This is a genomic window from Aminobacter sp. P4_D5 (assembly GCF_056401815.1).
The window spans coordinates 1-518 of the sequence record NZ_JBFUIP010001400.1 but is presented as its reverse complement, the minus strand read 5'-3'; the positions used below and the strand labels follow the sequence as shown (position 1 = coordinate 518).

At 71.4% G+C, this 518-nt stretch carries 1 protein-coding gene; it reads left to right on the top strand.

Translation table 11 applies throughout. The annotated features are described in order from the left end of the window. Window positions 1–518, top strand: a 518-nt coding sequence (locus AC1DWF_RS38650) for an FAD-dependent oxidoreductase (RefSeq protein ID WP_476843683.1), incomplete at both ends; no start/stop codon positions are given.

Sequence of the window (518 nt, the reverse complement as noted above, 5' to 3'; positions counted from 1 at the left end):
GCTGCGACGTGGTGCTGGTGGACCGGCAGGGCCCCGGCGAGGGCGCCTCCTTCGGCAATGGCGGGCTGATCCAGCGCGAGGCCGTCTATCCCCACGCCTTCCCGCGCTCCTTCTCCGAGCTGCTGCGCATCGCGCGCAACAATGCGGTCGACGTCTCCTACCACCCGCTCGCGTTGCCCAGCTACGCCTCGCCGCTGCTGCGCTACTGGTGGCATTCCGAGCCTGCGCGCTACGAGCAGGTGGTCCTGGCCTGGTCCGCGCTGATCCGCACCTGCCTCGATGAACACCTGGCACTCGCCCAGGGCACCGAGGCGATGGCGCTGCTGCGCCCCATCGGCTTCATGCGCTTGTTCCGCGACCCGGCTGGGCTGGAAGCGGCGGCCGCCGCCGCGGAGATCGGCAAGCGCGACCACGACGTGAATTTCGCGGTTCTCGACGGCAAGGCCCTGGCCGCCGCGGAGCCTCACCTGCTGGTCGAGCGGGCCGGTGCGCTGCACTGGACGGACCCGCTCTCGGTC